This window comes from Ectothiorhodosinus mongolicus (assembly GCF_022406875.1).
GTDB lineage: Bacteria > Pseudomonadota > Gammaproteobacteria > Ectothiorhodospirales > Ectothiorhodospiraceae > Ectothiorhodospira > Ectothiorhodospira mongolica.
Genome location: NZ_CP023018.1, coordinates 616,468 through 641,723, shown reverse-complemented (window position 1 = coordinate 641,723; position 25,256 = coordinate 616,468). Strand labels below are relative to the sequence as shown.

General features: G+C 57.5%; 29 protein-coding genes and 1 other RNA gene. 20 read left to right on the top strand and 10 right to left on the bottom strand.

Annotated features, from left to right (window positions below; translation table 11 throughout):
* Positions 1 to 15: 15 nt before the first annotated feature.
* From CKX93_RS02735 to CKX93_RS02710, 6 genes are read right to left on the bottom strand one after another with little or no spacing between them, the layout of a single operon-like run.
* Positions 16 to 1,494: an RNA polymerase factor sigma-54 gene (locus CKX93_RS02735; protein WP_076755000.1), complete on the bottom strand. Its 1,479-nt coding sequence runs from the start codon at positions 1,492 to 1,494 to the stop codon at positions 16 to 18.
* Between the two features lie 22 nt (positions 1,495 to 1,516).
* The gene (gene lptB, locus CKX93_RS02730) at positions 1,517 to 2,242 is read right to left on the bottom strand and encodes an LPS export ABC transporter ATP-binding protein (RefSeq protein WP_076754998.1); all 726 of its coding nucleotides are present in this window, start codon (positions 2,240 to 2,242) and stop codon (positions 1,517 to 1,519) included.
* A complete protein-coding gene (gene lptA / locus CKX93_RS02725; RefSeq protein ID WP_084178607.1) occupies positions 2,239 to 2,754 on the bottom strand; it encodes a lipopolysaccharide transport periplasmic protein LptA in 516 nt (171 codons plus the stop codon). Before lptA ends, lptB begins: the two co-directional genes overlap by 4 nt.
* On the bottom strand, positions 2,741 to 3,313 hold the full coding sequence (lptC, locus tag CKX93_RS02720) for an LPS export ABC transporter periplasmic protein LptC (RefSeq protein WP_076754995.1): 573 nt from the start codon (positions 3,311 to 3,313) through the stop codon (positions 2,741 to 2,743). The genes lptA and lptC overlap by 14 nt, the downstream gene beginning before the upstream one ends.
* Complete coding sequence (locus CKX93_RS02715) at positions 3,310 to 3,837, bottom strand: KdsC family phosphatase (RefSeq protein ID WP_076754993.1); 528 nt, start codon at positions 3,835 to 3,837, stop codon at positions 3,310 to 3,312. The genes lptC and CKX93_RS02715 overlap by 4 nt, the downstream gene beginning before the upstream one ends.
* Positions 3,838 to 3,840: 3 nt before the next feature.
* Positions 3,841 to 4,818 (bottom strand): KpsF/GutQ family sugar-phosphate isomerase, encoded by a 978-nt coding sequence (locus CKX93_RS02710; RefSeq protein ID WP_076755241.1) that lies wholly within the window; start codon positions 4,816 to 4,818, stop codon positions 3,841 to 3,843.
* A gap of 88 nt (positions 4,819 to 4,906) precedes the next feature.
* On the opposite strand from CKX93_RS02710, the gene CKX93_RS02705 reads away from it, so the two are divergent.
* The 11 genes from CKX93_RS02705 (at position 4,907) to hisC (ending at position 14,083) form a co-directional block, all read left to right on the top strand.
* A complete protein-coding gene (locus CKX93_RS02705) occupies positions 4,907 to 5,491 on the top strand; it encodes a hypothetical protein (protein WP_076754990.1) in 585 nt (194 codons plus the stop codon).
* 121 nt (positions 5,492 to 5,612) lie between these two features.
* Positions 5,613 to 6,416: an ATP-binding cassette domain-containing protein gene (locus tag CKX93_RS02700; protein ID WP_076754988.1), complete on the top strand. Its 804-nt coding sequence runs from the start codon at positions 5,613 to 5,615 to the stop codon at positions 6,414 to 6,416.
* Positions 6,413 to 7,195: a lipid asymmetry maintenance ABC transporter permease subunit MlaE gene (gene mlaE / locus CKX93_RS02695; RefSeq protein ID WP_076754986.1), complete on the top strand. Its 783-nt coding sequence runs from the start codon at positions 6,413 to 6,415 to the stop codon at positions 7,193 to 7,195. Before CKX93_RS02700 ends, mlaE begins: the two co-directional genes overlap by 4 nt.
* A 12-nt stretch (positions 7,196 to 7,207) precedes the next feature.
* A complete protein-coding gene (mlaD, locus tag CKX93_RS02690) occupies positions 7,208 to 7,666 on the top strand; it encodes an outer membrane lipid asymmetry maintenance protein MlaD (RefSeq protein WP_076754985.1) in 459 nt (152 codons plus the stop codon).
* Between the two features lie 34 nt (positions 7,667 to 7,700).
* The gene (locus CKX93_RS02685) at positions 7,701 to 8,333 is read left to right on the top strand and encodes an MlaC/ttg2D family ABC transporter substrate-binding protein (protein ID WP_076755240.1); all 633 of its coding nucleotides are present in this window, start codon (positions 7,701 to 7,703) and stop codon (positions 8,331 to 8,333) included.
* On the top strand, positions 8,330 to 8,632 hold the full coding sequence (locus tag CKX93_RS02680; protein WP_084178606.1) for an STAS domain-containing protein: 303 nt from the start codon (positions 8,330 to 8,332) through the stop codon (positions 8,630 to 8,632). Before CKX93_RS02685 ends, CKX93_RS02680 begins: the two co-directional genes overlap by 4 nt.
* A gap of 48 nt (positions 8,633 to 8,680) precedes the next feature.
* Positions 8,681 to 9,940: a UDP-N-acetylglucosamine 1-carboxyvinyltransferase gene (gene murA / locus CKX93_RS02675; RefSeq protein ID WP_076754983.1), complete on the top strand. Its 1,260-nt coding sequence runs from the start codon at positions 8,681 to 8,683 to the stop codon at positions 9,938 to 9,940.
* A 4-nt stretch (positions 9,941 to 9,944) separates the two neighbouring features.
* A complete protein-coding gene (gene hisG, locus CKX93_RS02670; RefSeq protein WP_076754982.1) occupies positions 9,945 to 10,595 on the top strand; it encodes an ATP phosphoribosyltransferase in 651 nt (216 codons plus the stop codon).
* Between the two features lie 22 nt (positions 10,596 to 10,617).
* Positions 10,618 to 11,682: a 3-deoxy-7-phosphoheptulonate synthase gene (locus CKX93_RS02665; protein WP_076754980.1), complete on the top strand. Its 1,065-nt coding sequence runs from the start codon at positions 10,618 to 10,620 to the stop codon at positions 11,680 to 11,682.
* A gap of 18 nt (positions 11,683 to 11,700) precedes the next feature.
* Positions 11,701 to 13,005: a histidinol dehydrogenase gene (gene hisD, locus CKX93_RS02660; RefSeq protein ID WP_076754978.1), complete on the top strand. Its 1,305-nt coding sequence runs from the start codon at positions 11,701 to 11,703 to the stop codon at positions 13,003 to 13,005.
* Between the two features lie 31 nt (positions 13,006 to 13,036).
* On the top strand, positions 13,037 to 14,083 hold the full coding sequence (gene hisC / locus CKX93_RS02655; protein WP_076754976.1) for a histidinol-phosphate transaminase: 1,047 nt from the start codon (positions 13,037 to 13,039) through the stop codon (positions 14,081 to 14,083).
* A 27-nt stretch (positions 14,084 to 14,110) separates the two neighbouring features.
* Here the strand turns inward: hisC and CKX93_RS02650 are convergent, their stop codons facing one another.
* Positions 14,111 to 15,280, bottom strand: coding sequence for a Do family serine endopeptidase (locus CKX93_RS02650; RefSeq protein ID WP_076754974.1), 1,170 nt, complete (start codon positions 15,278 to 15,280; stop codon positions 14,111 to 14,113).
* 62 nt (positions 15,281 to 15,342) lie between these two features.
* Here CKX93_RS02650 and CKX93_RS02645 point away from each other — a divergent pair, with 62 nt between their 5' ends.
* From CKX93_RS02645 to CKX93_RS02620, 6 genes are all read left to right on the top strand, one after another.
* Positions 15,343 to 16,092 (top strand): Nif3-like dinuclear metal center hexameric protein, encoded by a 750-nt coding sequence (locus tag CKX93_RS02645; protein WP_076754973.1) that lies wholly within the window; start codon positions 15,343 to 15,345, stop codon positions 16,090 to 16,092.
* A gap of 115 nt (positions 16,093 to 16,207) precedes the next feature.
* The gene (gene petA / locus CKX93_RS02640) at positions 16,208 to 16,804 is read left to right on the top strand and encodes a ubiquinol-cytochrome c reductase iron-sulfur subunit (protein WP_076754971.1); all 597 of its coding nucleotides are present in this window, start codon (positions 16,208 to 16,210) and stop codon (positions 16,802 to 16,804) included.
* Positions 16,804 to 18,189 carry a cytochrome b gene (locus CKX93_RS02635; protein ID WP_076754969.1) on the top strand — a complete coding sequence of 462 codons (1,386 nt, stop codon included), beginning with the start codon at positions 16,804 to 16,806 and terminating at the stop codon, positions 18,187 to 18,189. The genes petA and CKX93_RS02635 overlap by 1 nt, the downstream gene beginning before the upstream one ends.
* Positions 18,189 to 18,923 carry a cytochrome c1 gene (locus tag CKX93_RS02630; protein ID WP_076754968.1) on the top strand — a complete coding sequence of 245 codons (735 nt, stop codon included), beginning with the start codon at positions 18,189 to 18,191 and terminating at the stop codon, positions 18,921 to 18,923. Before CKX93_RS02635 ends, CKX93_RS02630 begins: the two co-directional genes overlap by 1 nt.
* 94 nt (positions 18,924 to 19,017) lie before the next feature.
* The gene (locus CKX93_RS02625) at positions 19,018 to 19,641 is read left to right on the top strand and encodes a glutathione S-transferase N-terminal domain-containing protein (RefSeq protein ID WP_076754966.1); all 624 of its coding nucleotides are present in this window, start codon (positions 19,018 to 19,020) and stop codon (positions 19,639 to 19,641) included.
* A gap of 17 nt (positions 19,642 to 19,658) precedes the next feature.
* Entirely contained in the window at positions 19,659 to 20,045 is a 387-nt protein-coding gene (locus CKX93_RS02620) for a ClpXP protease specificity-enhancing factor (RefSeq protein WP_076754965.1), read from the top strand.
* On the opposite strand, the gene CKX93_RS02615 is transcribed toward CKX93_RS02620, so the two are convergent.
* Genes CKX93_RS02615 through CKX93_RS02605 form a run of 3 tightly spaced genes read right to left on the bottom strand, consistent with a single transcriptional unit; the run spans position 20,038 to position 23,164 of the window.
* Positions 20,038 to 21,456 carry an FAD-binding oxidoreductase gene (locus CKX93_RS02615; protein WP_076754964.1) on the bottom strand — a complete coding sequence of 473 codons (1,419 nt, stop codon included), beginning with the start codon at positions 21,454 to 21,456 and terminating at the stop codon, positions 20,038 to 20,040. The two genes, CKX93_RS02620 and CKX93_RS02615, sit on opposite strands and share 8 nt — an antisense overlap.
* Positions 21,453 to 21,803 (bottom strand): YraN family protein, encoded by a 351-nt coding sequence (locus CKX93_RS02610; protein WP_076754963.1) that lies wholly within the window; start codon positions 21,801 to 21,803, stop codon positions 21,453 to 21,455. The genes CKX93_RS02615 and CKX93_RS02610 overlap by 4 nt, the downstream gene beginning before the upstream one ends.
* Positions 21,800 to 23,164: a penicillin-binding protein activator gene (locus tag CKX93_RS02605; RefSeq protein ID WP_240076662.1), complete on the bottom strand. Its 1,365-nt coding sequence runs from the start codon at positions 23,162 to 23,164 to the stop codon at positions 21,800 to 21,802. The genes CKX93_RS02610 and CKX93_RS02605 overlap by 4 nt, the downstream gene beginning before the upstream one ends.
* 163 nt (positions 23,165 to 23,327) lie before the next feature.
* Between CKX93_RS02605 and rsmI the strand changes: the two genes are divergently transcribed.
* The 3 genes from rsmI to mraZ all read left to right on the top strand — a co-directional run bounded on the left by rsmI (position 23,328) and on the right by mraZ (position 25,256).
* Entirely contained in the window at positions 23,328 to 24,173 is an 846-nt protein-coding gene (gene rsmI, locus CKX93_RS02600; RefSeq protein WP_234982783.1) for a 16S rRNA (cytidine(1402)-2'-O)-methyltransferase, read from the top strand.
* 29 nt (positions 24,174 to 24,202) lie between these two features.
* Positions 24,203 to 24,553, top strand: an RNA gene (gene rnpB, locus CKX93_RS02595) — RNase P RNA component class A.
* Positions 24,554 to 24,803: 250 nt separating this feature from the next.
* A complete protein-coding gene (gene mraZ / locus CKX93_RS02590; RefSeq protein WP_076755234.1) occupies positions 24,804 to 25,256 on the top strand; it encodes a division/cell wall cluster transcriptional repressor MraZ in 453 nt (150 codons plus the stop codon).

Here is a 25,256-nt window from a genome sequence, read left to right as displayed (position 1 = left end):
ATGAATGAGTGCGGCCTAAAGCAGGCTTTTGCGCTCATTGGATGGTGGGATGTCCATGGCCTCACGATACTTGGCCACTGTCCGTCTTGCTACGTGTATGCCGCGGTCCACCAAAATGTGCGCAATCTTGCTGTCGCTCATCGGTTTGCCCTGCGGCTCTTCAGCCACCAGCTTACGAATCATCGCACGAATGGCCGTGGCTGAACATTCGCCGCCATCGGCTGTGCCGACGTGGCTGGAGAAAAAGTGTTTGAATTCATACACGCCGCGCGGTGTGTGCATGAATTTTTGGGTAGTGACGCGCGAGATGGTGGATTCGTGCATCTCTAGTTGCTCGGCGATGTCGCGCAGTACCAACGGTTTCATGGCCTCATCGCCCTTTTCGAGAAAGCTGCGCTGATGTTCGACAATCGCGGTGGCGACGCGCAGCAGGGTCTCGTTGCGGCTTTGTAGGCTTTTGATGAACCAGCGCGCCTCTTGTAAATTATCGCGCAGATATTGGTTGTCCTGACTGGTGTCGGCGCGGCGCACAAAGCTGGCGTACAAGGGATTGATGCGCAGGCGCGGGGCAATGTCGGGATTGAGTTCAACGCGCCAAGTCCCGCCCACACGGCGCACAAAGACATCGGGAATGACGTATTCGGTCGAGGTGCTGCTGATTAGGGCGCCGGGGCGCGGGTTCAGGCTTTGAATCAGCTGGATAGCGGCTTTGAGAACCTCATCGTCGATGCCCAGCTGTTTTTGCACGCGGCGAAAGTCGCGGGCGCCGATTTGATCGAGATAATCACTGACCATGGTGCGCGCCAGATCTAGATGTGGCGTGCTGGCATCAAATTGCAGCAGCTGCAAACTCAAACACTCGGCCAGGCTGCGGGCGCCCACGCCCACCGGATCGAGATACTGCACCCGGCGCAGCACGGCCTCGACTTCATCCATCTCCAGGTCCGACATGCCCTGAGCCATCAGGCCCGCATAGATATTCTCCAGCGGCTCGCCTAAATAGCCGTCGTCGTTAATCGCATCGATGAGCGTGATGGCGATGCTGCGGTCACGGTCGTTCATGGGAGATAGATTGAGCTGCCAGAGCAGGTGATCCTGCAGGCTTTCGCCCGGGCCTGTTTGGTTCTCGAAAACGTCCAATGTTTGCTCGCTGTCCGCCGAGCCAAAACTCACGGGCATGTCGTAAATATCGTCCCATTGGCTGTCTACGGGAAGCTCTTCGGGAATGACCTCGGCTTCGGGGTTGCCGCTGGCATCATAGTGATCGCTTGGTTCGGCGCCGGGTAATGCCGAAGTTTCTAAGGAATCTTCGTCTGTTTCGGCCCCGGATTCGTTGCCATCCTCGGCTTCGAGCATGGGGTTGGTCTCGAGGGTCTCCTGGATTTGGGCCTGAAGTTCCAGCGTCGAGAGTTGCAGCAGGCGGATGGCCTGTTGCAACTGCGGCGTCATGGTCAGATTTTGACCGAGGCGGAGCTGGACGGAGGATTTGAGCATAGGGTTGTGGATTACGTGATATTCAAAGCCGGAAATGTTCGCCTAAATAGACGCGGCGTACCTGCGGATCGGCCAGCACCGCCTGGGTATCGCCCTCACAAATAATACGGCCTTCACTGAGTATATAAGCTCTGCTGCAAATGCCTAGGGTTTCACGCACGTTATGGTCGGTAATGAGAACGCCGATTTCCCGGCTGGTGAGATGTGTGACGATGCGCTGGATCTCGATCACCGAGACCGGGTCGACGCCGGCAAAGGGCTCATCCAGCAAGATAAAGGCGGGTTCCATGGCTAGGGCGCGGGCGATTTCCACGCGCCGACGTTCACCGCCAGAGAGGCTGATACCGATGTTATCGCGCAGGTGCCCGATCTGAAATTCCTCGAGCAAGGCTTCGAGCTTGGCTTCGCGCTCGGCCCGATCTAAGTCCTGGCGCAACTCCAATACCGCCATGATGTTGTTGCGCACCGACAGCTTGCGAAACACCGAGGCTTCTTGGGGTAAGTAACCCAGACCCCGGCGAGCGCGGGTGTGCATGGGCAGGGCGGTCATATCCTCGCCATCCAAGAGAATCTGTCCACCATCGCAGGGAACCAGCCCGACGATCATGTAAAAACAGGTGGTTTTGCCAGCGCCATTGGGGCCCAGCAAGCCCACAACTTCGCCACTTTTGACATCGACGCTCACGCCATTGACCGGGGTCGCGGAGCGGTAACGCTTCACCAAATCTGTGGCCACTAAGTGCCTCATGGCGCGGCCTCGGCTTCTTCGCGTGGCTTGAACACGCCTTGGAAGCGCCCGGTGGGGCCGCCATAGACCTGCATTTGTTCGGTGTTTAAAAAGTACTCGATGCGATCACCGCGAATTTCATCTTCGCCCTGCCAGACCACGGCATGACGCGTGAGTATGGCCAACTCTTCTTGCAGGCGATATTCCATGTGCTCGGCATTGGCGCGGGTTTCTTGGCCCTCTTCATCCAAGGTCAGCAGGGTGGCTGGCTGGCCTTCAGAGGTCATCCATTCGATCTGGCGCTGCGGCGCGAATACCTTGACGGTATCGCCAGTGATGACGGTGTCGCCTTGGGTGATCACGACGTTGCCGCGGTAGACCGCCAGACCCGTTTGATCATCTAGAGTGGCGCTGTCGGACTCGATGTAGATCGGCAGTTGGCGCTGATTTTGGTTTTGCGCCCACACGGTTTGCGCGGCGGTGAGTAGGGCCAAGGCCAAGACAGCGAAGAGAGAGGATTTATTGCGGCACATAAATAGTCCTCGCACGCTCATCCATATCCAAGGTGTCTTTGCTTAGATCCGCGCTCATACCGATGCTTTGGGTTTCACGAGTGGGGGTGATGATGTGCGCGTGTTGCCGGGTAGTGGCTTGCTGCAGATCGGGGAATACCGTGACCTCAGAGCTATTCACGGTCACCGGCTCAAAGCCCTCGGCGCCCGGTCGACGCATGGTGGCAGCGCCTTGCATCAAGATCTCATCGCCTTCTGGGGAAACCCAGGCGGTCTCGGATTGGACGGTCCAGGCGGGCGCAGGTTCTTCGCCGTATAACACCATGATGGGGTTCCAAATGCTGCCGTCACCTTCGGTTTGGTATTGCTCGAGCCGCGTGCCGGTGATCTCGCGCACCAGCTGGCCTTGTTCGTCCATGACCCAACTGTGGAACTGGGTTAGGAAAAACTCCACGGGGTCGGTGTCTGCATCTCTCTCCAGCAGCAACAGCTGAGCCGGCTGCTCTTGGGTTTGCAGTTGCCACACCACGAGCGCCAAGCCAAGAATGACTCCGAGAAACAAGCCGCGACGTTTCTTCATGACAAATACGGTGCCAGTGCCGCCTCCAATCGACCTTGTGTTTCCAAAAGGAACTCACAGGCCTCGCGGACCGCGCCACGTCCGCCCGGGTAGTGGCTGACCCAATGCGCGTGTTCGCGAACCTGCAAGGTGGCATCGGCTACTGCCATACCCAAAGCGACGCGGCGCATCACCGGTAAATCAACCAGATCATCGCCCATGAACGCACATTGTTCGGCGCTAACGCCGACCGCTTCTAAAAGGCCGGTTAGGGCATCGAGTTTGTCGCGGCGGCCTTGGATGATGTGTTGGATGCCTAAGTCGCGGCAGCGATGGAGCACGACATCGGATTGGCGTCCGGTGAGGATGCCCACTTCGATGCCAGCATCCATCAGCATGCGCAGGCCATGCCCGTCTTTGCTGTTAAAGGCTTTATATTGTTGACCATCATCGCCGATGAAGAGGCTGCCGTCGGTGAGTACACCATCGACATCCAAAATCAGTAGGCGCACGGCTTGAGCGCGTTCTAGGAGGTTTTGGCTCATCGTTTAAACCACTCCCGCCACCAGCAAGTCATGCATATGTATCGCGCCGAGCAGCTGGCCTTGAGCATCGACCACGGGCAGGGCGCTGATGGCGTGGTCCTCCATGAGTTTTAATGCTTCGACGGCCAGCATATCCGGGCGAGCGGCTTTGCATTGTCGAGTCATCACATCGCCGATACGAATGTCATGCACGTTCATGCCTTGGTCTAGGTTGCGGCGCAGATCACCATCGGTGTAGACGCCAAGGAGCTGCCCTTGGGGATCGGTGATGGTGGTCATGCCTAGGCCTTTTTTGGTGATTTCCATCAGCGCTTGGGCCATAGGCGCATCTTCGCTGACGCGGGGGATGCGCTGGTTTTTGTGCATGATGTCCGCCACATGCAGCAATAGGCGGCGACCCAAGCGGCCGCCCGGGTGGGAGCGGGCAAAATCATCGGCGGTAAAGCCGCGCGCTTCGAGTAAAGCCACGGCCAGCGCATCGCCCATCGCTAAAGTGGCGGTGGTGCTGGAGGTGGGCGCAAGGCCCAATGGGCAGGCTTCTTCTTTGACGCTGATGTCTAAGTGGACACTGGCTTCGCGACCGAGGCTGGAGTTGGGGTTGCCGGTCATGGCGATCAAGGGCACGGCTTGGCGACGAATCAGGGGCACGATGGTGAGGATCTCATCGGTCTCGCCGGAATTGGATAGGGCGAGGACCACATCGGTGGGCGTGATCATCCCCAAATCGCCGTGACTGGCCTCGCCGGGATGCACGAAAAACGCGGGGGTGCCGGTGCTGGCTAGGGTGGCGGCGATTTTGCTGCCGATGTGCCCGGATTTGCCCATTCCTGTGACGACGACGCGGCCTTGGCAATGCAATAAAAAATCACAGGCGCGTACAAAGCTCTCGTCGAGGCGAGGCAGTAAGTCCAAAATACTTTGGGCTTCGGTCTTGAGTACGGCCTGGGCCAATTTCAGGGTTGAGTCAGCATGCAATTCCATGGCCATCAACATTACCTTATTTGTGGTCTGGTCGTCATGAAATTGCGCGCAAAATGCGTATCATGTCATGCATTCATCAGGAGAAGACATGCAGCCGAAAATCCGTGTCGGTGGTTGGGACTGGGCTGGACCACAGTTCCAAAATGGGTTTTATCCCGCGGATCTTCCCGAGGATTGGCAGTTGCCGTTTTATGCCAATGAGTATGCCCAGGTGCTGCTGCCGCAGCAGCGCTGGCAGGCGGCCAGTCGCGATGACTGGCAAGAGTGGCGATCTGAGGTGTCCGAGGGGTTTGGGTTTTATCTGCAGTTGGAGCAGCCGGAGAGTTTCGAGTTGGCGGCATTGGAAACGGCTAGGGCTGTTTTGGGGCCGCAGCTGGTGGGGTTGGTGCAATGCGCTGGCGAGCCGGTTTTGCTGGCGTCGGGCGTGCCGGTTTGGTCAATCGCGGCGCCTGAGGCTTCGCATCGGGTTTGGACTGCTGATTCGGGGGCTGTGTCTTGCGGGCCTGTCGGGCTCTTAAAGCAGGCGGATTTTTCTGATTTGCGCGCTTTGCGGGCGCAGATTGAGGCCTTTGCTGGGGCCTGCGAGAGCGAGGAGGCTGTCTTGTTTATCGATGCGTCTCCGGCAGCTTTGGATCAGGCTGAGGCGATCCTCAGTTTGTTGGGCTTAGCTTAAAAGGGGTACGACCCCATTTGAAATTTCAAATGGGGTCGTACCCCATTTGTGGTGCCCCATTGACAGCTTGGGGTTGGGGGCTTGAACATGAGCGGCAACTTTGTTTCCTTTTAAGTGATCCATGAACCCTTGGATTGAGATTCGCGATGTGCACTTTAGCCGCGGCCATCGCAAGATTTTTGACGGCATCGATATCACCATTCCGCAGGGGCAGGTGACGGCGATTATGGGCCCCAGCGGTAGCGGAAAAACCACGCTGCTGCGGCTGATTGGTGGACAGCTGCGCCCTGATCAGGGACAGATCCTGGTTGAAGGTAAAGATGTCCATCGTCTGTCGCGGCGTGATCTTTACGCTTTACGTCGGCGCATGGGCATGCTGTTTCAAAGCGGAGCTTTGCTGACCGATTTGAATGTTTTTGACAATGTGGCGTTTCCGGTGCGTGAGAATACGCACCTACCCGAGTCGATGATCCGCACTTTGGTGCTGATGAAACTGGAGGCGGTGGGGCTAAGAGGCGCGGCGCGAATGCAGCCCAGCGAACTCTCCGGCGGTATGGCGCGGCGCGTGGCTCTGGCCCGGGCGATTGCTTTGGATCCCTTGCTGATGATGTATGACGAGCCATTCGCGGGTTTAGATCCCATCACTATGGGGGTGATCGTCACCCTGATTCGACGCCTGAATGATGCCTTGGGTATGAGCAGTATTATCGTCTCGCATGATGTCGCCGAAACCAGCTCAATCGCCGATCAGATTTATTTGATTTCCGACGGTAAGGTCGTTGATCAGGGCTCGCCCGAGCACCTGCGCGCTGAGGCCACGGACTGGTCACGGCAGTTTTTGGATGGGTTGCCCGATGGGCCTGTGCCGTTTCATTACCCGGCGCCTGATTATCTTGAGGAATTGATGCGGGAGAATCGCTCTTGATCGACGCTTTGCAAAAACTCGGCGCCTGGAGTTTGGGGATTCTCGAGCGTTTGGGGCGCGGCCATCTATTTTTAGCGCGCACCTTGATCAGCATGGGCAGCATGTTGCCGCGCCCCGGGCTGTTGATCCGCGAGCTTTATTCAGTGGGCGTTTTATCGCTGTTGATCATCGCTGTGTCGGGCTTATTTGTGGGCATGGTGCTGGGTTATCAGGGTTATATCACTCTGGTGCGTTTCGGCGCGGCCGAGGCTTTGGGCACGATGGTGGCTTTGTCCTTGGTGCGTGAGCTGGGTCCCGTGGTCACCGCCTTGTTATTTGCCGGGCGCGCGGGTTCGGCACTGACCGCCGAGATTGGTTTGATGAAGAGCACCGAGCAGCTCTCCAGCATGGAGATGATGGCGGTCGATCCGTATAAGCGGGTTTTGGCACCGCGCTTTTTGGCGGGGGTGATTGCCATGCCGCTGTTGGCCGGAATTTTTAGTGCGGTAGCCATCATGGGCGGTTATTTGGTGGGTGTGGGCGCTTTGGGTGTGGATGGCGGCGCTTATTGGTCGCAAATGCAGTCCAGTGTGGATTACTACGATGACATCATGAACGGCGTGATCAAGAGCGTGGTCTTTGGTGTGGTGGTGTCTTGGATTGCGGTGTTTGAGGGTTATGATGCGGCCCCTACCTCTGAGGGGGTGAGTCGGGCAACGACGCGCACGGTGGTGCATTCGGCGCTGGCGATTCTGGCTTTAGACTTTATTCTCACCGGCCTGATGTTCGGTGACATCTGACAGGATGAATCAATGAGTACACGTACGCTGGAGATTGTGGTCGGACTCTTTGTGGCACTGGGTCTGGCCGGGTTGTTCTTCTTGGCTTTCCAAGTGAGCAATATCACAGAGCATCGCAATGCTCAGGGCTATGAGGTGCATGGCTACTTCAATAATGTCGGCGGCTTGAAGGTCCGGGCGCCGGTGACCATGGCCGGTGTGCGCGTCGGTCGCGTGTCGGATATTCGTTATGACCCTGAGCGTTTTCAGGCGCGCGTGACTTTGCGCATCAATGGTCAATACGATCAATTGCCAGCAGATACGCAGGCCAGCATCTATACCGCCGGACTTTTGGGGGAACAGTATGTTTCTTTGGAGCCAGGTGGTGAGGACGCGGTGCTGGCGCAGGGTGATCGCCTGCTGTTTACCCAGTCTGCGGTCATTTTGGAAGAATTGATCGGTCAGTTTATGGTCAATATGACCAGCAATTAATGGGAGCGAAAAGCACGTGCAAGTGGTGATCAAAATGGGCTGGGTATGGTTGCTGGCTGGCATGCTCAGTATGGCTGTGACCACCAGCGCGTGGGCCAAAAATGAGACCGTGGCTTTGATCGAGCACGCGTCTCAGCAGGTATTTGAGACCCTGCGCGAAGACGCCGAGCGCACCCGCAATGACTCAGAATTTTTGTATGGTGTGGTGGAAGAAATCATCCTGCCGATTATCGATTTTGAGGGGGTGTCGCGATTGATTTTGGCGCGTCATTGGCGCTCGGCCACGCCTGAGCAGCGTGAGCGCTTTGTAAACGCCTTCCGCGGCATGTTGGTGCGCACGTATACGCTGCAGATGGCCGATCATTTGGACAAAGACATTCGGGTCTTGTCGCATCGCAGTCACCAAGATGAACGTATGGCGCAGGTGGCCACCGAGATCGTCATGGGTCAAGGGCAGTCGAATGTGTCGGTGATCTACAGCCTGCGCCCTGTTGACGGTGAGTGGAAGGTGTTTGATCTGACGGTCGAGGGGCTGAGCTTGGTGGGGAATTTCCGCACCAATTTTGGCGCGGAAATCGAGCGTCAGGGATTGGATCGTTTGATCGCTCGTTTGGAACAGGGCGATGAGTCACTGATTGAAGATGCAACGGAGGCGGCGCGCCAGTGAGCCAGGGCCAATGGCAGGCGGGCGGCGAAGACGTGCTGGCCTTGAGTGGTGAGCTGACGCGTCACAGCGTCCCTGACCTATGGAAGCAAGCCCCCGAGCGCTTGCAGCGACTCAAAGGCGAGGCCCAAATTGACCTTTCTGGGGCAACCCGTATGGATTCAGCTGGCGTGGCTTTTTTGTTGGAATGCCAACGTTTTTGTCTGGCGCGGTCGGTGTCACTCAGGTTTGCGCAGATGCCCGAACACATGCGGGCATTGGTTGAGTTGGCCAATCTGCAGCCGCTATTTGCCCCAGCCTGAGCGCTGAGGTCGCCTCAGGCGACTGCTTTCGGCTATTATTCTGGCCCCATGGATAAACTGATGATCACTGGCGGGCAGCCCTTAGCAGGCGACGTTCGCATATCCGGCGCTAAAAATGCGGTGCTGCCGATTTTGGCGGCCTCGCTGCTGTGTGACGGGCCGCTGTTGGTGGGTAATGTGCCGCATCTGCAAGATGTCACCACCACCATGGATTTCTTGGGGCGTATGGGCGTCTCGCTCACTGTTGATGAGCATATGTGCATCGAAGTCGACTCCAGCACCTTGCGCGAATGCATCGCCCCGTATGAGTTAGTTCGTACCATGCGCGCTTCTATCTTGGTATTAGGGCCATTGCTGGCGCGTCATGGTGAGGCCGAAGTGTCCCTGCCTGGGGGCTGTGCCATTGGTTCGCGACCGGTCAACGTCCATTTGGATGGGCTGGCGGCCATGGGCGCTGACATCCGAGTTGAAGGTGGCTACATCCGAGCACGTGCGCAGCGGCTTAAGGGAGCGCGTTTGGTATTGGATATCGTTACCGTGACCGGTACCGAGAATCTCATGATGGCAGCAACCTTGGCTAAAGGCGTGACGGTGATTGAAAACGCGGCGCGCGAGCCTGAGGTGGTGGATTTGGCGAATTGTTTGATTGCCATGGGCGCGAAGATTACAGGCGCCGGCACCGACATCATTACCGTGGAGGGCGTGGAACGCCTCAATGGTTGTCGTTATGAGGTTTTGCCGGATCGGATTGAAACCGGGACCTTTTTGGTGGCGGGGGCAATGACCGGGGGGCGGGTGCGCACGATGCACACGCAGCCTAAGATTTTGGATGCGGTACTGTTAAAACTCGAAGAAGCCGGGGCTGAGATTAATACCGGAGATGACTGGATTGAGCTGGATATGCGCGGACGTCGCCCCAAAGCGGTGAGCCTGCGCACGGCGCCCTATCCGGCTTTCCCAACGGACATGCAGGCCCAGTTCGTGGCCATGAATGCGATTGCTGAGGGCACGGGGGCGATCACTGAGACGGTGTTTGAGAATCGCTTTATGCATGCGCTGGAAATGCAGCGAATGGGCGCGGATATTCGTATCGAGGGCAATACAGCCATTGTCACTGGCGTGCCGCAGTTGATGGCCGCACCGGTGATGGCCACCGATTTGCGTGCTTCAGCCAGCCTGATTTTGGCGGGGCTGGTGGCCAAGGGTGAAACTCAGGTCGATCGGATTTATCACATCGATCGCGGCTATGAGTGTATTGAGGAAAAACTCGCACAGTTGGGCGCGGCGATTCGCCGTGTGCCGGGTTAAGCCGATGACAACACCGCTGTTAACCATTGCTTTATCCAAAGGTCGTATTTTTAAAGAAACGCTGCCGCTATTGGCGGCTGCCGATATTGTCCCCAAAGATGACCCAGAGACCAGCCGCAAGCTGATTTTGGACACCAATGATCCGCAGGTGAAGTTGGTGGTGATTCGTGCCACGGACGTGCCGACTTATGTGCAGTATGGCGGCGCGGATGTCGGTGTGTCTGGTAAAGATGTGTTGATGGAGCATGGTGGCGAGGGGCTTTATGAGCCGCTGGATTTAGAGATTGCCCGCTGTCGTTTGATGGTGGCTGGTCCTGTGGGCTTTGCTGCCAAAAGTGGGCGGCTGCGGGTGGCCACCAAGTTCGTCGAGACCACACGGCGATTTTATGCAGCCAAGGGCGAGCAAGTAGAGATTATTAAGCTCTACGGCTCCATGGAGCTGGCGCCTCTGGTAGGCTTGGCGGATTGCATTGTGGATTTGGTGGATACCGGCAACACCCTCAAAGCCAATGGACTTGAGCCGGTGGAGACCATCGCCGAGGTCAGTTCGCGCCTGGTGGTGAATAAGGCGTCCTTGAAAATGAAGTCAGCGCGCATTAAGCGTTTGATACAGGCGCTGCAGTCGGCAGTTGAGACCCGGCGCAGTTCATCTTAAGAAAGCGGTTTGGAAACACAGCATGAAACACCCCACTGACGATTTGCGCATTTTGAATATCCGAGAGGTTCTGGCGCCCCAGACCCTGCATGAAGAGCAGCCCATTAGCGACGCAGCGGCCCAGACGGTATTCGCTTCGCGCGCGGCGATCAAAAATATTTTGGCTGGCGAGGACGACCGCTTGTTGGTGATCGCCGGACCCTGCTCGATTCATGACGTCAAAGCGGCGATGGAATACGCCGGGCATTTAAAAGCCCTGCGCGATGAGTTGTCCGCGGATTTAGAAATCGTCATGCGCGTCTACTTTGAGAAGCCGCGCACCATTGTCGGTTGGAAAGGGTTGATTAATGATCCGGATCTAGACGGCAGTTTCGAGATCAATAAGGGCCTGCGTTTGGCGCGTGGTCTGCTGTTGGATTTGGCCAGCCAAGGCATGCCGGCGGCCACTGAATATTTGGATTTGATCAGCCCGCAATATGTAGCGGATCTGGTGGCTTGGGGCGCTATTGGCGCGCGCACCACCGAAAGTCAGGTGCACCGTGAGCTGGCCTCGGGTCTATCTTGCCCGGTGGGCTTTAAAAACAGCACCGATGGCAGTCTGCAGGTGGCTATTGATGCGATTCGCTCCGCCGCCCGGCCGCATCATTTCTTGTCGGTGACTAAGGCCGGTCGTTCGGCGATTTTCTCGACTGCCGGTAATAGTGACTGTCACATTATTCTGCGCGGTGGTCGTCAGCCGAATTACGACGCGGCCAGCTTAGATGATGCCGCCCAGGCGTTGGAAGATGCGGGTTTGCCGCCGAATTTAATGGTGGATTGCAGCCATGCCAATAGCCGCAAGGATCCGGCGCGCCAAGTCGAGGTAGCGCTTACCGTGGCCCGTCAGCTGGGGCATGGTGATCGCCGCGTCATGGGCGTGATGTTGGAAAGCCATTTGGTGGCGGGACGTCAGGACTGGTCAGCCGATCGGGAGCCGGTTTATGGTCAGAGTATTACCGATGCTTGCATGAGCTGGGATGACACCGCTTCGGTCTTGCGGGAGCTGGCTGCTGGGGTGCGCGAGCGCCGCTTACACGCTGCCGCTTAACTTTAAGGGTCTAGCGAGATGCCGCAGATTCATCGACTCGATAGTCGCAGCAAGGACTTTGCTGCCCGCCTGGATGCGCTTCTGGCTTGGGAGGGTGTGGCTGACGCACAGGTGATGCACACCGTCACCGAGATCCTCGCGCGGGTGCGCGCTGAGGGGGATGCGGCGGTCATCGAATATACCGGCGAGTTTGATCACCTCGATGTGACCACCATGGCGGATTTGGAGTTACCGGCCAGCCGACTGGCCGAGGCGCTGGCGAGTTTACCGGTGGAGCAGCGCGAGGCTTTGGAGCGAGCGGCTGAGCGGGTGCGGCGCTATGCTGAGCGGCAAAAAATGGCCGCTTGGCAGTACACCGAAGAAGATGGCACGGTGCTGGGTCAGACCGTGACGCCCTTGGATCGGGTCGGGCTTTATGTGCCCGGCGGCAAGGCGGCTTATCCTTCTTCCGTGATCATGAACGCAGTGCCGGCCAAAGTGGCGGGTGTGCCGGAAGTGGTAATGGTGGTGCCCACGCCCCATGGCATGGTCAATCCTTTGGTTTTGGCCGCTGCCGCCGTGGCGGGCGTGGATCGCGTCTTCACCATCGGCGGCGCGCAAGCTGTGGCGGCTTTGGCTTATGGGACGCAAAGCGTGCCGGCGGTGGATAAGATCGTGGGTCCGGGCAATATTTATGTGGCGGCGGCCAAGCGCTTGGTTTTTGGCACGGTGGGCATCGATATGATCGCCGGTCCATCGGAGATCTTGGTCATTTGTGATGGGCAAACCGATCCTGAATGGATTGCCATGGATTTGTTTTCTCAGGCTGAGCACGATGAACAGGCGCAAGCCATTTTATTGAGCCCCGACGCGACCTTTTTGGATGCGGTGGCGGATGCCATGGATCACTTACTCGAGACTATGCCGCGGGGCGATATTATTCGCGCCTCGCTGGCCGGGCGCGGCGCCTTGATTCAAGTGGCGGATTTGCATGAGGCGGCGCAGATTGCCAATCATATTGCGCCCGAGCATTTGGAGCTATCGGTGGCTGATCCCGAGGCGCTGGCGGCAAAGATTCGTCACGCTGGGGCCATGTTCTTGGGACGGCATACGCCCGAGGCTTTGGGGGATTATTGTGCCGGGCCGAATCATGTGTTGCCGACCTCACGCACGGCGCGGTTTTCCTCGCCTTTGGGGGTTTATGATTTTCAGAAACGCTCTAGCGTGATTTTCTGTTCACCCGAGGGCGCAGCGGATTTGGGGCGCACCGCAGCCACACTGGCGCGCGGTGAAGGTCTGGAGGCGCATGCCTGCTCCGCGGAATACCGCGTGAAAGCCCGTTAGTCGGGTGAGCGGGTTGCAACCCAGTGACTTGATGCGTCCTGAGCTATTGGCTCAGGGAGCTTATTCCGTGCCCGATAGTCGCGGCATGATCAAGCTGGATGCGATGGAAAATCCTTATCACTGGCCCGCAGATATGCAGGCGCAGCTGGGCCGAGTGCTGGCGCAGGCCGAGCTGAATCGCTATCCCGACCCCCGCGCTGAGGCCTTAACCCAGCAACTGCGGGCGGTGATGGGCGTGCCTGAAACTGCGGGGTTGATGCTGGGCAATGGCTCGGATGAATTGATTCAAATTTTGCTGATGGCGATGGCTGGCAGTGGTCGTGGGGTGCTGGCGCCGGAGCCGGGTTTTGTGATGTACCGGTTGATTGCGCAGTGGCTGGATGTGCCTTATACGGGCGTGCCTTTGCAGCCAGATTTTTCCTTGGATATGCCGGCTATGCTAGCGGCGATTGAAGATCAGGCGCCGGCAGTGATGTTTTTGGCATGGCCGAATAATCCCACCGGTAATCGTTGGCCGCGAGCCGATGTCGAGGCCTTAATTCAGGCAGCTCCCGGTTTGGTGGTGGTCGATGAGGCCTATGGGCCGTTTGCTGATGATAGTTTTTTGTCTGAGGTGGGGCAGGGGAAGCTGATGGTGATGCGCACAGTGTCTAAATTGGGTTTGGCCGGTCTGCGCTTGGGTTATTTGGCGGGGCCGGGTGAATGGATTCAAGCGCTGGATGGGCTGCGCCTTCCCTATAACATCAATGTCTTGACTCAGGCAGCAGCCAGCTTTGCGCTGGAACATAATGCGGTTCTACATGAGCAGGCCGGTTTGATTCGCGCGGAGCGGGCAGCTTTGAGCGCGGCTTTGGCGGCGCTTCCTGGTGTTGAGGTATTTCCCAGCGAGGCTAATTTTCTTCTCGTGCGCGTGCCGCTGGGGCGGGCTGATGCGGTTTTTGAGGGGCTGCGCGAGCGGCGCATCTTGATCAAAAATGTCTCAAAACAAAATCCCTTATTGGCTGATTGTTTGCGCGTCACCATTGGCACGCCTGAGGAGAATGCGGCGTTTTTGACCGCCTTCAAACAGAGCCTCTAAGCCAAATTTTAGCGACTTAAGCGGACGCTAGCGCTGCACTTGGGGTCGGGGTCTTTGCCCGACTTCAGCCTCGGCGCGAAAGGCTTGGCCGTTGCGCAGGCCCTGCATTTGCAAAGTTTCACCGGGTTTTCTACGGGCAATAAAATTCAGTGCGTCTTGGCCATCGGTAATGCGGTCACCATCCATGTGGGTTAATACATCACCGCGGCGGATGCCAGCGCGCGCCGCCGGACCGTTGGCGAGTAGGCCCGCAATAATCACGCCGCGCGTATCTTCTAGCCCAAAAGAGCGCGCCAGTTGTGGCGTGATTTCTTGGACTTCGATACCCAGCCAGCCGCGCACTACTGTGCCCGATTGAATAATTTGGGTGATGATGTCGCGGGCCAGGTCAATGGGGATGGCAAAGCCAATACCCTGTGAACCGCCGGAGCGGGTGAAGATGGCAGTATTAACGCCAATGAGCTCGCCGTGGGCGTTGATCAGTGCGCCGCCTGAGTTGCCGGGGTTAATGGCCGCATCGGTTTGGATGAAGTCTTCATAGGTGCTGATCCCCAGGCGACTGCGGCCGGTGGCACTGACAATGCCTAAGGTGACGGTTTGGCCAACGCCAAAGGGATTGCCTACCGCCAGCACCACATCTCCGACCAGAAGGTCTCGGGAGCGGCCCATGACAATGCTTTGCAGGGGTTCGTTGCCCGTGTCGATGCGCAGCACCGCTAGATCGGTTTCCGGGTCAGTGCCGACGATGCGCGCCGGGAAGCTGCGGCCATCGGCGAGGGTGGCTTGGATCTCGTCGGCGCCCTCGATGACGTGATTGTTGGTGAGCATGTAGCCGGCGGCGCTGATGATCACGCCAGAGCCGAGACTGGTTTGCTCGCGCTGTTGCGTTGGGGGCCCAAAACGGTCGCCAAAGAAATGCCGGAAGAAAGGATCATCAGCGAAGGGGTGGGCTTGTTGCACCACGGTCTTGCGTGTGTGGATATTGACCACTGCCGGACCCGCAAGATTCACCGCCTCGGCATAGGAAACCGGGCCTTGCTGAGCGCTCAGCGCGACCGGTTCGCTCTGGCGGACTTCAACCACCGCCGGCGGGGCCTCGGGGCTTGCACTCTGATCAGGGCTGATGGCCAAGATCAGCGCCGCCACGGCAATGCCGATAGCCGTCATCTGCAACAAAAAAGGGCTGATTCGCGTCATGGCATTACGATATCATAGAGCGTATACACTGAGACCAAATCTAAACCCGTTTTCCCTCGCGCATGCCGGCACTCACTGATCTTGTTGACCATATAGACACGCTGCTTAATGCGCGTGCCTTCAAAGACTATTGTCCCAATGGCTTACAGGTGCAGGGCCGGGGTCAGGTGGGGCGTTTGATTACCGGTGTTACCGCCAGTCAGGCCTTGATTGAGCGCGCCATTGATGCGGGGGCGGATGCTATTTTGGTGCATCACGGCTATTTCTGGCGGGGCGAGGATGCGCGCGTGGTGGGAATGAAGCGCCAGCGTTTGAAACTGCTTTTGGATCACGATGTCAGTCTCTTGGCCTACCACTTGCCGTTAGATGCGCATCCTGAGTTGGGCAATAACGCGCAACTGGCAAAGCTTTTGGGTCTCGTGACCGAGAGCGTCCTGCGCGAGGACGGTATCGGTAATACCGGGCATTTGCCCAGCCCTATGGCCGCAGCTGAGTTCGCGCAGCGCATTGAGCATCGCTTGGGGCGCGCTCCAACCTGGATCGAGGGCGGCCCAGAGCAGATCCGACGGGTGGCGTGGTGTACCGGGGCAGCGCAAGGCATGATCGATCAAGCGGTTGCATTAGGGGTGGATGCTTATATCAGTGGCGAAGTCTCCGAACAAACCGTGCATGTGGCTCGTGAGGCGGGTATTCACTACTTTTCCGCGGGGCATCACGCCACCGAGCGCGGCGGCCCCCAAGCCTTGGGCGAGCACTTGGGTAGCGCATTAGCGATTTCTCATGAATTCATTGATATTGAAAACCCTATTTGAATCAATAAACTGCGTTTTGAAAACGGCTTGACCCTTGACCTCGTGGGCTTATTAGGCAATCCTTAACTGCTTTATAAGTCCCGCTGGGTCACTACGGTTTTAACGGGAGAATGGCATGGCAAATGAAGGCGTGAACCAGGGTCGGCGTCGACTGCTGGTTGGAGCCACTGGTGTTGTTGGGGGTGCAGGGGTTGTGGCCTTGGCCTATCCCTTCCTGGCGACTTGGCAGCCCAGTGCAAGAGCACAGGCGGCAGGCGCACCAGTCGAGTTTGATGTGGCGCAAGTTGAGCCCGGTCAGCTGGTTCGAGTCGGCTGGCGTGGTCAACCCGTTTGGGTGACTCACCGTACGCCCGAGATGATCGCCTCGCTGGAGGAGAACCGTCCGCTATTGGCGGATCCCGATTCTAATGTGGCACAGCAGCCAGCCTATGCGCAGAATGCGACGCGCTCCATCAAGCCTGAATACTCCGTGCTTATTGGTATTTGCACCCACTTAGGCTGCTCGCCTTCCTATCGTCCGGAAGTGGCGCCGGCTGATCTGGGTGGAAACTGGCGCGGTGGGTATTTCTGCGCTTGCCACGGTTCACGTTTTGATATGGCGGGTCGCGTATGGCGTAATGTGCCGGCACCGACCAACCTGGTTATTCCTCCGCATCGCTATCTGTCTGACACGCTGCTATTGATTGGCGAAGACGAAGAAGGAGCTGCCTGATGAAAGCTTTGCTCGAATGGGTTGATGCGCGCTATCCGCTGACCAAGGTGTGGAATGAGCACCTCGCGGAATACTATGCGCCGAAAAATTTCAACTTCTGGTACTACTTCGGCTCGCTGGCAGTGCTGGTGCTGGTCATTCAGATTGTCACCGGAATCTTTCTGACCATGTTCTATAAGCCAGATGCCAATCTGGCTTTTGCCTCGGTCGAATACATCATGCGTGATGTCGAGTGGGGCTGGTTTATTCGATACATGCATACCACGGGGGCCTCGGCCTTTTTCATTGTGGTGTATCTGCATATGTTTAGGGCTTTGTTATACGGCTCTTATAAGTCGCCACGTGAGCTGGTCTGGGTGATCGGCGTGGTGATTTACCTGGTGCTGATGGCTGAGGCCTTTGCGGGATACATGTTGCCTTGGGGTCAGATGTCTTATTGGGGCGCCCAGGTGATTGTGAACCTATTTGCCACGATACCGTTTATCGGTGGCGATCTGGTGACGTTTATTCGCGGTGACTTTTTGATCTCTGATGCAACGTTGACTCGATTCTTTGCCTTGCATGTGGTGGCCTTGCCGCTGGTATTGATCATGCTGGTGTTTGTGCACATCGTTGCTTTGCATGCCGTGGGTTCCAACAATCCCGACGGTGTGGAAATCAAGAAGTTCAAAGATGAGAATGGCAAGCCGCTGGACGGCATCCCCTTCCACCCGTACTACACCTACAAAGACTTTGTGGGTTATGGCGTGTTCCTGATCTTGTTCTTTGGCGTTGTGTTCTTCGCCCCGGATGCCGGTGGCTTCTTTATCGAACGCGCCAACTACGAGCAGGCAAACCCACTGGTGACACCCGAGCTGATCCACCCGGTTTGGTACTTTGGGACTTTCTACACCGTGTTGCGTGTGGTGCCTGACCCGTTCTTGGGTGTGCTGTTGATGTTTGGCGCTGTGCTGATCCTGTTCTTCCTGCCTTGGCTGGATCGCAACCCGATTCGATCCTGGCGCTATCGCAGCAGCATCCATAAAGCCAACCTGATCATCTTTGGCGTTTCCTTTGCCGTGTTGGGTTGGTTGGGTCTGAAGGCTGTGGAGCCGCTGTATGCGGAGATGAGCTTGCGCTTCACCATTCTTTACTTGGCCTTCTTCTATGTGATCTGGTTCCACAGCAAGCCGCGGTCAGCTGCCTTTAGTTGGATCTCCTTCGCGGTGATTGTCGGCGCCTACACCTTGTGGGATTTCATGAGACTGCAGGCTGGTGCGGCTGAGTTTGGCATGGTCGCCACATGGTGGTTGTTGCCCACTGCTTATGCGGCTCTATGTTTGCTGGGTCCGCTGTATACCCAATTGAATGAAGAAAAGCCGGTTCCGGAAAGGGTGACTGCGTGATGAAAAAGCTTCTGACACTTGTGTTTTTGTTCAGCCTGCTGGGCGCTGGTACGGCCATCGCTGCGGGTCCCTCTGTGCCACTGGATCGCGCGAATATCGATCTGAAGGATCAGGCATCTTTGCAGCGCGGGGCGGGCTTTTTCTTTCAGTATTGCGTCGGTTGCCACTCTTTGGAGTTCGCGCGCTACAACCGTATTGGGCGTGACTTGGGTTTGAGTGACGATTTTGTGGTAGAGAATCTGATTCACACCACCAATATGGAAGGCGATCCCACCGGGATAGGTGATCAGGTGCATATTGCCATGCGCGCTTCGGATGCTGAGGAGTGGTTTGCTCAGCCGGCACCCGACCTGACCTTGACGGCGCGTCTTCACGGTCCGGACTGGATCTATACCGTCTTGCGCAGCTTTTATCTGGATGATAGCCGTCCTTTGGGCGTGAATAATGCGGCATTTGAAAATATGGGTATGCCACACGTGTTATGGAATCTCCAGGGATGGCAGCGCAATGCAGGTAGTCTGGAAGAACCACAGCTTGAAATGGTCTCTCAGGGGGCATTGGGCACCGAAGAGTATGATCAGGTGGTCCGCGATATCACTGCTTTCCTGACTTACATAGGTGAGCCGGTGCGGCTTGAGCGTACGCAAATAGGGATGTGGGTGATTGCCTTTTTGATTCTGTTCACCTTTGTGGCCTACCTGTTGAAGAAAGAATACTGGCGCGACGTGCATTGAAGCGGACGCGTCAACAAGGGACAGGGATGTCCGTGATCTCATTGATTGACTGGCCGCGTGGCCCGCTCGATGGGATGCTTTGGGGAAGCCAAGCATGAGTCTGGTTGCTAATCGCAGATCTGTTATGACGCTGTTTTCGGCACCCGCCTGCCTGCGCTGTCATGCCGCCAGAATTGTACTGGCAGAAAAAGACATCACGGTGGACATCATCCAAATGGATGAAGTGACCATGCGCGAGGACCTCTATCAAATTAATCCTTATGGCACGGTGCCCACCCTGGTGGATCGTGATCTGGTTTTATACGGTACACAGGTCATTCAAGAATATCTCGACGAGCGGTTTCCGCATCCGCCGCTGATGGCCGTGGATCCGGTCTCTCGGGCAACGGCGCGTCTGGCTTTATATCGCATCGAGCAAGACTGGTGGCGCGGTGTAGAGCAGGTCTTGGAGGTCGGGGATCGCGCCGCCTCTAAGCTGCGCAAAGCCTTATTTGAGAGCCTGGCTTCCTCGAGTGAGGTTTTTGGTTTAAAGCCGTTCTTCCTCAGCGAGGAGTTTAGCTTGGTCGATGCGGCCATTAGTCCGGTGTTGTGGCGCCTGCCCAGCCTAGGGATTGCTGATGAGAAATTGCCCCAAGAAATCCGTGATTACGCTCGCCGCATGTTCAATCGTGAGGCCTTTCAGCTGAGTCTGACCGAAGCCGAACGCGAATTACGTTAGGCTGGGGGTGTGTGTTGATGACCTCCAGTCGCCCTTATCTGATTCGTGCCATCTATTCCTGGATTGTTGATAATCAGATGACGCCACATTTGTTGGTGGACGCTGCTGATGATGTGGTGGTGCCCCTAGAGTATGTCGAAGCGGGCCGTATCGTGCTCAATGTCGCGCCGATGGCAGTCAACGGCTTGGCCATGGAAAATGATCAGGTCAGTTTTAGCGCGCGCTTTGCCGGTCGCCCCATGAACGTGTTTGTCCCGGTGGAGCGAGTGCTGGCAATTTACGCGCGGGAGAATGGCCAGGGTATGATGTTTACCCCGCAAGACGGCGATGAACCGCCGCCCGGCGAGGGCGCGGAGGATAAACCGGCGCCCAAGTCAGGCCCCAGTTTGCGCGTGGTTAAATAGGCGGCAGGGCTTTGCCCGGATTGAGAATATTATCCGGATCAAAACAGCGCTTGATGTCATGCATGAGGCGCAGTGATTCGGGTGATAACTCCAAGTGCACATAATCCCGCTTCGCCAGCCCCACCCCGTGTTCCCCAGACAGCGTACCGCGCAACTGCATCACCAGCGCAAAGACCGCTGCCAAACAGGGTTCTGCGGCCTGCATTTGCTGGGCGTCTTCAGGATCGAGTAACAGGTTGACGTGGATATTGCCGTTGCCGGCATGGCCAAAACTGACGATGCGAATCCCGTGGGTTTGGGAAAGCGCCTCCAGGCCCTGGATTAGCTTGGGCAGGTGTGACACGGGTACGGCGACGTCTTCATTGATTTTTTTCGGAGCAACCTGCCGCAGCGCTGGAGATAGGGCTTTGCGCATGGCCCATAAATCCGCCGTCTCCGCCTCGGTCTGAGCGATGCGAATGTCCATGCAACCGGCAACGCGGGCGGCCTCAGCGACGCGGTCAGCCGCTTGTGTGAGCTGCTCAGCCTCGCCATCGACTTCGATCATGAGCATGGCGCCAGCGTGCCGCGGCAAATCCGCCTGGGCATAGTCGCGGATCATCTCAATGCACTGCGCATCAATGAATTCAAGGGCGCAGGGCACCACCGGCTGGGCCATGATGGCGGAGACCGCCTCGGCGGCGCTGCTAACGTCTTCATATACCGCAGCCAAAAGACGTTTGGCGGGCGGTAGGGGCGTAAGTTTTAATACTGCCTCGGTGATGATGCCCAATAGGCCCTCCGAGCCAATCAGCAGCCGTGTTAAATCTAGGCCAACCACGCCCTTGGTGGTGTAGACGCCGGTGCGCATGATCTCGCCCGTACCCGTAACCGCAGTCAGGCCCAAGGTGTTTTCGCGGGGCGTGCCATATTTAACGGCGCGTGGTCCTGCAGAGTTGTAAGCCAAGTTGCCGCCGAGCGAGCAATAGGCGTTGCTGGTGGGGTCGGGTGGCCAGAAAAAGCCAGCAGCCGCTGCGGCCTGTTGAATTTCCTGATTGGTAGCACCGGGTTGAGCGACGAGTAGGCGGTTTGCGGCATCGACCTCGAGGATTTGATTCATGCGCTCCAGCGATAAGATCACGCCGCCTTGATCGGGCACCACGGCACCCGTGGTGCCGGTGCCACGGCCACGGGCAATCAAAGGCAGGCGATGGCGCCGGCAGGTTTTCACTAAGGCGGCGATTTGCTCGGTGTTGGTGGCGAACACCACAGCCTGTGGTAGGGCATGTAAGCGGGAATTGTCGCCGCCATAAGTCCAGCACTCTGCCGGATCGGTGATGAGATTGGCTGCGCCCACCGCGGCTTGCAGGTCAGCAATAATGGCCGCACTCAGCGGCGCTGCGGGTTGCGCGGCGAACGAAGTGGCGTTCATGCACAGGCCTCAAAGGCGTCGGGTAGCCAATGTAGCTGCTGGTCGGCATCAATGGTCAAGACATCAAAGCGGCAGGGGCCATCCCAACGTATGGATTGGCAGTAGTGTTGAGCCGCCAGCCACAGGCGCCGGATCTTAGTCGCCGTGATGCTCTCGGCTGGGCCGCCAAAACTGGTACGGCTGCGCTGCCGCACTTCGACAAAGACCAGTGTGTCTGCGTCTTGTAGGATGAGATCGATCTCGCCTTGGCGACAGCGATACTGTTGGGTGAGGGGTTTCCAGCCACGTCCGATGAAAAATTCTAGGGCGCGTCGCTCCGCCTGATCGCCGCGTTCTTTGGTGTTCATGGCTGCCCCTCAAAGGGTTGGTAGAACCCTTGAGGCGGCGTGCGTGCCGGCTGCGGTACACCGCGGCGGAATTGTCCAAAGCTAAGCTCACGACGAATCCAGCCTTGATCATCCAAACATAAGCGCCCGGTCAGTCCCGCAAAGCTTTGCTCGGTGTGTAAGTTCAGGCGGTCAATCTCCCAGCCCAGCATTAAGGCATCGTGGCCCAAGCCCACTAGACGCCGGCGTTGCTGGGCGCTGGGTGATAAGTCTTCCAACCAGTCCAAACGGGCCGCGTGGTTGGGATCCACCAGCCACGGCATATCGGCGAAAATAATATCGTCCAAATCCGCATCAGCACGGGCATCGGGCCGGCCGCTATATACCTGTGAGGTGCTGAGTACGGGCAGATTGCCGGCATGGTAGTAACGCAGCTGCGGACGAATCAGGCGGGCCTGCCGGGTATCGCCGACCAAAAACACCATGTCCACGTCCTGACGTCTGGGCGGCGGATTATCTAAACGCTCTAGGCGCTGCATTTGCGTCTCTACCTCGGGTTCTGTCACCGCGCTCATCAACTGCTCTGATAGTTCTTCAGCAGTAATACCGCCACGCATTAGGCGAATGATATTGGGATTCTCCATCCAGTTCTCATCTAAAGCGATGTCCATCCAATCCAGACGGGCGACCAGGGTTTCTATTTCCTCGGGTTCCATGCGATGGGCATCAGCGCGTTGTCTGTGGGTGGGCAGCGGGTCGATGACTTCTAGGCCGCTGACAATGGTGTCGCGAAAATCGACGCCGCCGGGTACATAGAACTGCACGTCACGAATCGTCCCCCCCAGCTGGCGATACCGGGCGCTAAAGGCATCGACGATGCGCTCGCCCAACTCATCGCGTGAGGCCATGATGACCGCATCAAATAGACCTTGTTGGGCGGCGCGCAAGGCTACTTGTGAGGCTTCATCCTCGGGCGATAAAGCGTATTGATGCAGGCCGCGTGGATAGGGTCCCGGCAGCGTGCTGCGGTTCAAGGCGATCACGGGCACGCTTAAGCTATCCCGGCGAGCTAAGTCGTCGACCGCAGCGCGATCCAGCGGGCCAATCACGAGTGTGGCGCCATCGCCGACGGCTTGTTGATACTGTTGCCAAGTGGCTTCGGGGCGCTCGCCCGTATCGTAAATGCGCAATTCACCGCGCTGCGCGGGTGGCAGGCTGAAATGCGCGGCGCTAACGCCTTCTAGTACCGCTTCACCGGCCGCCGCCAGACGCCCGGATAAGGGCAGCAATAGAGCCACTTGTTGGGTGCGAAAAGCCACGTCATCGGCCAGCGGCTCCAGCCCGACTGGTTCGGGGGCGGGTCGTGGAGTGGGTGGGGCCACGGCGCAGCCAGCCAACCAGGCCAGCAAGAGCAGAAGCAGGCCAAGGCGCGGGGTCAGAAAGAGCAATCGTGCATGCATGGATATGGGTCGACCGGGGCAGGGCAGCAGGTTAGACTGAGAGCGAGTATTTCACGGAGTATCAGTATCTTGACCGGGGTGTGCAGTGTCAATCGAACAGGCCTGTCTTTATGTGGTGGCGACCCCTATTGGGAACCTAGAAGACTTATCGCCGCGGGCGCGTCAGGTGCTCGAGGCGGTTGATTTAATTTTGGCGGAAGATACCCGCCACAGTCAGCGTTTGTTGCAGCACTTTGGCATCCGCACCGCCTGCAAAAGCTTGCATGAGCACAACGAACAACAGCAAGTCCCCGGCCTCATTGACCGCTTAAAAGGGGGGCAGACCCTAGCCTTGATCAGTGATGCTGGCACGCCTTTGATCAGTGATCCGGGTTATCGGTTGGTGAAGGCAGCGCGTGAGGCGGATGTGCGGGTGACGCCCATCCCCGGCGCCAGCGCTTTGATTGCGGCGTTATCGGTCAGTGGCCTGCCCTCGGATCGCTTCTTTTTTGAGGGTTTTTTGCCGGCGCGCGCCAGTGCCCGTCAAGAGCGGCTTAAAGTGCTGGCCGATTTTCCGCACACGCTGATTTTCTATGAGTCCTCACATCGCATCCAAGCGTCTCTTGCCGATATGGCGAGCTCTTTGGGGGCAGAGCGCCGGGCAGTGGTGGCGCGTGAGTTAACCAAGACCTTTGAGCAAATCCAGGACGGCAGTCTGGCTGATTTATGCCTGTGGTTAGAGGCAGACACCGATCACCAGCGCGGTGAGTTTGTGGTGATGGTGGCCGGTCATGAACCGGGAGAGCAGGCTGCAGGTGAGGCTGAGGCGCGCCGCGTGCTGGGTTTGTGTTTACAGCAGTTGCCAGTGAAAAGCGCTGCCCGACTGACGGCAGAGATTACCGGACTGTCGCGCAATCAACTGTATCAATGGGCTTTGCAGGAAAAACCCTAAATCGGCTTGGGGATGGTAACATCGGGTCGGGAGTTGGCCAGGCAATCGCTGTTGTCGTCAGGACAGCAGAGGAAAGTCCGGGCTCCATAGGGCAAGACGCCAGGTAACGCCTGGACGGCGCGAGTCGATGGAAAGTGCCACAGAAAATATACCGCCGATGGCCGCAAGGCACAGGTAAGGGTGAAATGGTGCGGTAAGAGCGCACCGCGCACGTGGTAACACGTCGTGGCAGGGTAAACCCCGTCTGGAGCAAGGCCAAATAGGGATGCTTTCATGTGGCCCGCATGGCATCCGGGTAGGCTGCTTGAGGTGTGTGGTGACACACATCCCAGAGGAATGATTGCCCCCGACAGAACCCGGCTTATCGGCCAACTCCCTTTGCACTTTTTGCCGCCAATTAAAGTAAATTATCAACAGTTTTGGACAAGGTCATGATCCTCATGGAGGGTTTTTGTCGCCATCTCTCCCCACTCTGTTCCCCAGCTAACGAATGACGCTAAGTAATTGTCGGTAAAGCAGAATTTTTCCTTTGCTGGGTCGTGATTTTGCTTGACACCCACGAGTTTCCCTACCTATAGTGTGCCGAGGTGGGGAATTGTGGGGAAAAGTGGGTTTTTAACCCTGATCATGATGTTTCGCGGCGTAACCAACTTGAATGTCGATGTCAAAGGCCGGCTAGCCATGCCTTCGCGTTACCGCGAGAGCCTGGTGGAGCTTTGCCGTGGGCAGTTGGTGCTGACGGTGGATCGGGATGGTTGCCTGCTGGTTTACCCATTGCCCGAATGGGAGCGCATTGAACGCTCGCTGATGTCTCGTCCCAATATGAACCGCCAGGTGCGGCGCTTGCAGCGTTTGCTGGTTGGGCATGCCACGGAAGTGGAGTTGGATGGCCAGGGCCGCATTTTGTTGCCGCCGCCGCTGCGCGAGTATGCCGGTTTGGAGAAGCGCGCTGTTTTGGTGGGTCAGGGTAACAAGTTTGAATTGTGGGATGAGGAGAAGTGGGCGCAAAGCAGGGATGTCTGGTTCCGCGAAGAGGACGAAGACCATGATGCCGGTGCTGCGCTCGATTCCCTCACGTTATAA